The organism is Clostridium cuniculi (genome assembly GCF_004353185.1).
GTDB lineage: Bacteria > Bacillota > Clostridia > Clostridiales > Clostridiaceae > Clostridium > Clostridium cuniculi.
Window position 1 is genome coordinate 1 of the sequence record NZ_SMUS01000067.1, and the last position, 8662, is coordinate 8662.

Sequence of the window (8662 nt, forward strand, 5' to 3'; positions counted from 1 at the left end):
TAAAGAGTTTAAAGTGGATAGAATTAAAATAAATGAAGTTATTTTATATAAAAATCGGTTCTTTTTTGGTAATAAGTTATTCATTTTCATTACTCCTTATTTATCATTGGTTATTTTAATAAATTAATTTATAATAAAGTCTTATTATAGTTTGTGCTATATATTAAATTTTATATATAAATAAATATTAGAAATTATCAAATAACAAATTATTTTCATAGGATAAATATATAATATGAAAAACTGGAGATTATATGTCAGAGAAAGAGTTAAATAATATTTATGAAAATGGATTTAATTTAGAATTTGATAATCAAAGTAAAATTGTATTAATTTCAGATGTGCATAGAGGTGATGGGACATATTCAGACTCTCTTTTACCCAATAGAAATATATATATAACAGCATTGAAATATTACTTGAAAAATGATTATACTTATATAGAAGTGGGTGATGGTGATGAATTGTGGAAAAATAAAAACTTTAATGAAATAGCTTATTTTTATGATGATATATATAAAATATTTAATAAATTTAGCAAGAAAAAAAATATTTATTGTATTTATGGAAACCATGATTTTGTTAAAAAGCAACAAAATTTTAAGCAAAATCAAGAAAAAGCTTTAAGGAAAATAGGCGCAGATTATGGAGATGAATTTATAAAATTTATAAATAATAATGAGTATTATTCAGGAATAAATTTAATGTATAAGCCTCTTAAGGAAAAGATATTAGTTACTCATGGACATCAAATAGATTTTTGGAACAATGAAATGTGGAGGGTAAATGAATTTTTAGTAAGATATATATGGCGTTTTTTAAATGGTGTTGCTGGTTTTAAGGATCCAACTAGATCAGCAAAGAGTAAAACGAAGCGAAGTAGAGTAGATATTAAGTTGCAAAACTGGGCTAGAGATAATTGTACAATGATTATTTGTGGACATACACATAATAGTAGATTCCCAGATTTATATGATCCTCCATACTTTAATGATGGTTGTTGTGTTTATCCAGCAGCTATTACAGCTATAGAAATAGAAAAAGGAAAAATAGAATTAGTAAAGTGGGTAATTGATGCACAAGATACTGGTTCACTTTGGGTAACTAGAAAGATTATTGCAGGGCCTGTAGAAGTTTCTGCATATTTACAATATGCTAAGGAAGAAAGGTTAAGAAGAAATAAATAATATATTATTTTGATATAAATATAAAATTAAATTATAATATAAATAAAGCTAGAGAGGAGAAAATGATGAGTGATTTAGTAGGAAAAGTTGCACTAGTTACTGGTGCTTCACGTGGAATTGGAAAGGCAATAGCAAAAGAACTTGCAAAAAATGGAGCAAGTGTTATTATAAATTATTCTAAAGATGATGAAGGGGCTAACTCAACATTAATGGAGATAGAGGAGTTAGGAGGTTATGCTAAAGTAATTAAAAAAAATATAGCAAATAAGGATAACTGCCAAGAGCTTATAAAAGAAGTTATTGATACTTTTGGGAAAATTGATATATTAATTAATAATGCAGCAAAATCTGAAATTGGATTATTTATAGATGCTAATGATGATAGTTTTGAAAGTCTTATAAATACCAATCTTTTAGCTCCTATGTATTTATCAAAATATGCGTTAAATTATATGATATCAAAAGGAAGCGGTAATATAATTAATATTTCATCTATTTGGGGTGAAGCAGGAGCTTCTTGTGAAGTAATATATTCAACTACAAAAGGTGGATTAAACCTATTTACAAAATCACTTTCTAAAGAGGTTGCGCCTTTTGGAATAAGAGTGAACTCCATAGCACCAGGTGTTATAAATACAGAAATGAATAGTTTTTTAAGTGAAGAAGAAAAAGATCAATTAGTTGATGAAATACCTATGAATAGATTTGGAGATGTAAATGAAATTGCAAAAGCAGTTATTTTTCTCTGTAAAGATGATTGCAAGTATTTAACAGGACAAATTATTAGAGTTGATGGAGGCTTTTTATAATATATAGCTAAAGTAAAAGTGGTGATTAAATGATAAAGATAAAGATAGATAAAAATAGAGCAAATGAGCCAATATTTAAGCTTGGATTTAAAGAGTTAGATGAAAAAGAAAATAGATTTCTAAAAAGAGCCTTAATGGATGGAAAAGAAATAAAAGGCACATATAAATATGAAATTCCATTAAAATATTTTCTACCAATTATTAAAAATTTAGATAAAAATAACATAAAGTTAGATAGATATAGTAAATTAGCATATTTAGAGTTTTCAGATGATTTCGATGAAAATTATTATTATATTTTAGAAGCAAATGCAAAGTTTATGAGAAAGTGGAGAGAAGAAGGTTGTCCTAATATATTTAAAGTAGAGATAGATAGGGAAACATTAGATGTTAAAAAAGAAATAATCTTCAAAAAAATAGATCGAGTCTATATTTAAATAAAAATTTAAGGGTTTGTTTTAATAAATTGCGCAAATTTAATTAACCTCAATAAATATGATTAAAAAACATAATAATCATATTTATTGAGGTTTTTTATGTAAATAGTTAATAAAATTAGAACAATTTGAAACATTAATTAGTTTTGAAAAGTCTAATAAGTGAAGCATCGATGCTAAGGAGGAAAATATGAGCAATATTCTAACTATAAGTGATAATACAACCATTGATTTTAGTGAAAGTAGACTTATAAAAAAAGCTATAAATGGAGATAAGAACTCTTTTATTTGTATTTTTAAAAAATATAAAGTTGATTTATATAAAATTGCATATATGTATGTAAAAGATGAGGAAAAAGCTTTAGAAATATTACAAGAAACAATAGTAAAGGGAGTTTTTAATATCCATAAGCTGAAGAATCCAAGTTACTTTAAAACATGGATAACCAGAATACTGATAAATGCAGCTATTGATATGAATAGGAAGAACTCTAAAATTGAACAATTAGACGAAGGATATAATGTTATAGGGCATATTGAAACTGTTTCTTTAGAGGAAAGAATAGATTTATATAATGCAGTTGATTTACTTAAAGATAATTATAAAACAGTAATAATAATGAAGTATTTTAATGATAAGAAAATCAAAGAAATTGCTGAAATCATGAGTATTCCTGAAAATACTGTTAAAACATATCTTACTAGAGCGAGAGTAGAATTAAAAAAGATATTAAAGGAGAATTATTTATATGAATAAAAAAGATTTCAATAATATAGAAATACCTAAGAATATAGATACATTTATAGAAGATTCATTCAATAATGCATATAAATTAAAAAATAGAAAAAGAGCTAAAAATACTTTAGGAATAATAGCTTCTGGATTAGCTTTCTTTATTATATTAGGTATAACTAAACCTGCTATAGCAAGTTCAATACCGCCATTACAAAAAATATTTGAACAACTACAAAATAGATTGATTAATGGTGGAAAAGATGTTAACTATGTAACTACAGTCAATCAATCAATAAAAGATAATGGAGTGGAAGTAACATTATCAGAGGTTATATTTGATGGTAGGTATTTATATGTATCATATATTGTAAAAAGTGATATCCCTTTTAAAATTGAAGGAGTAGGAGTTAGCGAAACTCAACTCTTATATGAGCATAATGAAAAGTTAAGCTTTACTGATCAGAAATTAGATTCTTCAGGTATAGCTGGTATTGAAGGGCGTTTTATAGATGATAATACATTTGAAGGTGTAGAAAAGTATGATTTAAGCTCATTAAAAATTCCAATACCTAATAATTTTGAGTTTGAAGTACTAATTAATTTATTTAGGTGTATACCTGATGAGGGGGATGATAGAGCAGAGTTGATGAGAGTAGGAGATTGGGGATTTAAAGTTAATGTAAATACGAAGGAGGATTCGTCTAAAAAGATTGAAATAAACTCTACTAATAATGAGGAAATTGGTATTAAAGATGTTATTATAACTCCATTTGAGGTAATTATAACATCTTTGCATGATGAAGATACAGAATCTATTTCATATAATGTAAGTGTTACTGATGAATATGGGAATATTCTTGATTTAAAAGAAGAAACATGGAATAAAACTTCATCTGAAATTATATTTAATAAAAATAAATTGAAAGGTGATAAATTAGTGCTTAACATTTATAAAGGTTCTTCTAATAATGAAGCAATATTTACAAAGGAAATTAATATAAAATAAATTCTGATTATATTATAAATATAAATCATTATTATATATTCTTACTTAAAAGGATGTCCATTAGACATCCTTTATATTATACCTATTTTTACATTATTTTTTGGCTTCACATGATGAAAAATATTATTCAAAGTCGTCAAATAATATTAAGTCTTGTTTCTTTAGGGAAAATTTGAATATAACACTATTTTCACCATTATTTAATGAAAAATCACTATTATGAAGTGTTAAGATTCTCTTTACTGTAGCTAATCCAAGACCATAGCTATTTTTAGTTCTATCACCAGATTTATCAAGTCTATAGAATTTTGCAAAAACATTATCAAGTTCTTTAGTAGGAATAGTAATTCCTTTATTTTCAATTGAAATTAAATACATTGTTTCACTTTCAACAACAGATATAATAATTTCATTTCCTCTAGGAGTATATTTTATTGCATTAGATAACAGATTTTGAACAACTCTTTCTAATGTCATAATATCCCCTTCTACATATGCATATTCAGGCAAATTAAAGATAACTTTTAGTTCTTTGTTTTGTAACTCTAATGAAAATCTTTTTACCATACCTTGAAGTAGTCTTACTATGTTAAATGATTCTAAGTTTAGATTAATAGTATCCGATTCAAGTTTTGATAAGTCAAGCATATTTGTTAATAGAAGATTCATTTTAGTTGCTTCATCTATTATTGTTTCAAGATAGACTTCTGCATCTTTACCAGAAACAATTCCGTCTTTTAACCCTTCTGCATAGCCACTAATTATTCCAAGTGGTGTTTTTAAATCATGACTGACACTAGACACAAAGTCTTTTCTCATATTTTCAAGATTTCTTTCTTTTTCAATATCTCTTTCTAATTGATTATTCTTTTCTTGTAATGTTTGCAGTGAATTTTCAAGATTTGATGATAAGAAATTAAGTGTGCTAGCCAAGTTTCCGATTTCATCATCAGAACTTACTTCACATTTAGCATCAAAATCAAGAGTAGACATTCTTTTAGCAACATTATTTAAATCAATAAGAGGTTTACTTATCAATTTTGAATATATTTTAGATAAGAAAATAGCTAAAATCAAAAATCCTATAAATAAATAAAGATAAAAACTGCGAATCACACTTGATGCTTCTTTTATTGGTTGAACAGATGATACTGCAATAAGTATAGAGTCATTTTCACTTTGAAGAGACATTGATGATACTATACCTATTTTTTTATAAGAACTATATTTATTAGTAAAAATAGTACTTTTAATTTTATTAGTTGATAAAACTTCATTAATTAACTCATTATCAGATAATAGCTCAGAACAAAAGTCTGTAAGTGATTTCATATCTTCAATATTATTTTTATCAAAATATGATAAATATTCAATAGTACCATCTAAAGAAAAAATGGCAATACGTGAATTGTTTTTTTCTTCATAGTTTAATAAAGCATTACTTAAATTATTTGTATTAAAATTTTGATAAGAATACAAAGTTTTAATTCGTTTAACATCTAATATCAATGATTCAGTCTTTTTGGACAAATAAAATTCTTCAAAAAACATATTTTGAAATAGAAAGGTAAGTAAAAATACCATTGATATAAGACCAAAAGTTATTAATGTTATTCTTTTTGAAATACTATTTTTCATTTTGAACTTCAAATTTATACCCACTTCCTCTAACAGTTACAATATAATTAGACTTTTCTCCAAGCTTTTCACGTAATCTCTTAATATTTGTATCTACAGTTCGTAAATCGCCATAGTAATCTATTCCCCAAACATTATCTAGTATTACATCTCTACTTAAAGCTATTCCCATATTATCAGATAAGTAAACTAAAAGTTCAAACTCCTTTGGAGAAAGTGTTAATGGTTCATTATTAATTTTTACTTCGTGAGCTAATTTATTTATAGTTAAGCCATTGTAGTTTTGAGAAGGATTAAAGTCATCTTCATCAGAAACTGTTCTTTTTAATAAAGCTTTAATTTTGGCAATTAATATCTTAGGAGAGAAAGGTTTTGTTACATAATCATCAGCACCCATCTCATATCCAAATAGCTTATCCTCTTCTTGACCTTTAGCAGTTAATAAAATTATTGGAAGATTAGATACTGTTCTGATAGTTTCTAATACCGTTATTCCATCAATTTTTGGCATCATTATATCTAAAAGTATAAGATCAACTTTATTGTTTTTAAAAACAAATAATCCTTCATCACCATCAGAAGCTTCTAAAATATTAAAACCTTCTGCCTTTAGATAATCTCTTAAAAGAAATCTTATTTTTAATTCATCTTCTATTATTAATATTGTTTTGTTCATAATGCCTCCTTTAAAAGTAGTTTGTTACATAAATTATAAAACATTATTATCTAATTATAAACTATGATATAGAATAATTCATAGTAATTAATATAAAAATTATATTATAAGGGATAAAATGGATTACAGAATATTATGTGTTGTAATTATATATCAAACATATTATATTATAATTCTAGATAGAATTATATAGGTGGGGGAAGGTAGACGCGATGGTAAAAATAAATTTTGATGTAAAAAAGCATAAATTAGAAAATGGTTTAGAAGTGATAACAATAAAGAAAGATACCCAAATCTCATCAATTAACATAGGTGTAAAGGTTGGGGCTTTAAATGAGAGTTTAAATGAAAAGGGAATTTCTCATTATATAGAACATATGTTATTTAAAGGAACTAAAAACAGAACCTTTCAAAAGTTAAATGATGATTTAGAAGCCTTAGGTGGAGAGTATAATGCGTATACGGATTTCTCTCAAACGGTTTATTCTATAAGCTGCTTAGAAGAGGAATTAAAAAGTGCTATAGAAATATTAAGTGATATGTTAATTTGCTCTAAGTTTCCAGAAGAAGAAATTGAAAAAGAGAGAGGAGTAATATTAGCAGAAATAAGATCAAGTAAAGATAGTGTAGAAGATTTTAGTTTCAAAAAAATAAATGAAGTAGCATTTAAGAATAGTTCATTAAGATATGATGTTGCAGGATTAGATGAAAATGTAAAAAGTTTTACTAAAAAAGAACTTTATGAGTATTATAAAAAGTATTATATTCCTAATAATTCATTGATAACTATGGTATCCTCATTATCTCATGAAGAGGCTTTTGAAGAAATATCAAAGCATTTTAGTAAATGGGAAACAAAGGAAAGGATTGAATTAGTAGTTAAAGATGAAAAAAATAGAAATATAAAAAAGGTAACTACTAAAGAAAATATAGAATTGTGTACAATAATTTATTTATTTACATTTTATGATTTAGATAAGAACTATGAGTTGCCATTAAGAATATTAAATCACAGATTAGGAGAAAGTGCTAATTCCTTATTATTTAGAGAAGTAAGAGAAAATAGAGGATTAGCATATGACATATACTCTCATTTAGATATTACTGAAAATGTAAGAACTTTATATGTGTATACAGCTGTTGATGAAGAAGATATTGATGATGCTGCTAATGCAATTGAAGAAATTTTTAAGGATATTAAGTTTAGAAATATAATAATTGGAGAGAATGATTTAAATGTAATGAAGAAAGTTCATAAAACTGCAGTTATATCTACATTAGAAGATTCGGTTGAGTTATGTAGTTATATATTAAGTCAAAGCTTAGAAGGTGAAGATATATTTGAATTTTTAAAAGATATGGATAGATTAAATACAATAACTGCTGATGAAATATATGAAGTAGCAAATAAAGTTTTAAATGACCCTACTATTCATATATTAAAATCTTCATAAGGTGGCAATAATTATGAATATAATAACTAAAATTGAATTAGGTAAAAGAAATAAAGAAAGAGTAAATATTTATATTGATGATGAATATGCTTTTTCTATAAGTGCAGAATTAGTTTATAAGGAAAACTTAAAAGTTAAAGATCAAATTAATGTTGAAAGTTTGAAAAAACTAGCAGATGAAGACAATTATATAAAGTGTAAAAATTCAGCTCTCAGAGTAATTGAAAGAACCTATAAAAGTGAAAAGGAGTTAAGAGATAAGTTAGCATTAAAAGGATATGAAGACCATATAATTAAACGAACAATAAATTTTTTGAGAGAGTATAATTTATTAAATGACACCAATTATGCAAAGATGTATGTAAAAGACAGGGCTAGAAATCAAGGAAAAAAGAAGATTAAATATACACTTATGCAAAAGGGAATAGATGAAAATATAATTGAAGAAGAACTAGAAAAACTAGATAAAGATGAAATAAGAGAAGTTGTACATGAGATGGCATTAAAAAAATACAAGATTTTATCTAAAAGAGAAAGTGATGAATATAAATTATCACAGAAATTGTATAGATTTTTAATGGGGAAGGGGTATGATTATGATTTGATTAAGGATGTTGTTAAATCTATAGTCAAATCAGAAGATTTAGAATAAAGGGGAAATCTTAATGAATGAAATACTCTCTTACACTATATGTTTATTTGTAATAATATTAGGTATT

Annotated in this window: 9 protein-coding genes; 7 read left to right on the forward strand and 2 right to left on the reverse strand. The window is 25.3% G+C overall.

Annotated elements, in window-relative coordinates; genetic code table 11:
- Positions 1-254 precede the first annotated feature (254 nt).
- From EJJ37_RS18990 to EJJ37_RS19010, 5 genes are all read left to right on the forward strand, one after another.
- Positions 255-1187: a metallophosphoesterase gene (locus tag EJJ37_RS18990; RefSeq protein ID WP_133017018.1), complete on the forward strand. Its 933-nt coding sequence runs from the start codon at positions 255-257 to the stop codon at positions 1185-1187.
- A 65-nt stretch (positions 1188-1252) separates the two neighbouring features.
- Positions 1253-1996, forward strand: a complete 744-nt coding sequence (gene ymfI / locus EJJ37_RS18995; RefSeq protein WP_133017019.1) for an elongation factor P 5-aminopentanone reductase — start codon at positions 1253-1255, stop codon at positions 1994-1996.
- A 29-nt stretch (positions 1997-2025) separates the two neighbouring features.
- A complete protein-coding gene (locus EJJ37_RS19000) occupies positions 2026-2433 on the forward strand; it encodes a hypothetical protein (protein ID WP_133017020.1) in 408 nt (135 codons plus the stop codon).
- A 190-nt stretch (positions 2434-2623) separates the two neighbouring features.
- Positions 2624-3190, forward strand: a complete 567-nt coding sequence (locus EJJ37_RS19005; protein ID WP_133017021.1) for a sigma-70 family RNA polymerase sigma factor — start codon at positions 2624-2626, stop codon at positions 3188-3190.
- Entirely contained in the window at positions 3183-4175 is a 993-nt protein-coding gene (locus EJJ37_RS19010; RefSeq protein ID WP_133017022.1) for a DUF4179 domain-containing protein, read from the forward strand. Before EJJ37_RS19005 ends, EJJ37_RS19010 begins: the two co-directional genes overlap by 8 nt.
- A gap of 123 nt (positions 4176-4298) precedes the next feature.
- Here the strand turns inward: EJJ37_RS19010 and EJJ37_RS19015 are convergent, their stop codons facing one another.
- Positions 4299-5813: a HAMP domain-containing sensor histidine kinase gene (locus EJJ37_RS19015; protein ID WP_133017026.1), complete on the reverse strand. Its 1515-nt coding sequence runs from the start codon at positions 5811-5813 to the stop codon at positions 4299-4301.
- Positions 5803-6489 carry a response regulator transcription factor gene (locus EJJ37_RS19020; protein ID WP_133017023.1) on the reverse strand — a complete coding sequence of 229 codons (687 nt, stop codon included), beginning with the start codon at positions 6487-6489 and terminating at the stop codon, positions 5803-5805. The genes EJJ37_RS19015 and EJJ37_RS19020 overlap by 11 nt, the downstream gene beginning before the upstream one ends.
- Positions 6490-6701: 212 nt before the next feature.
- Between EJJ37_RS19020 and EJJ37_RS19025 the strand changes: the two genes are divergently transcribed.
- Complete coding sequence (locus tag EJJ37_RS19025) at positions 6702-7943, forward strand: M16 family metallopeptidase (protein ID WP_133017024.1); 1242 nt, start codon at positions 6702-6704, stop codon at positions 7941-7943.
- Between the two features lie 13 nt (positions 7944-7956).
- Positions 7957-8595 (forward strand): recombination regulator RecX, encoded by a 639-nt coding sequence (gene recX, locus EJJ37_RS19030; protein WP_133017025.1) that lies wholly within the window; start codon positions 7957-7959, stop codon positions 8593-8595.
- Positions 8596-8662 lie beyond the last annotated feature (67 nt).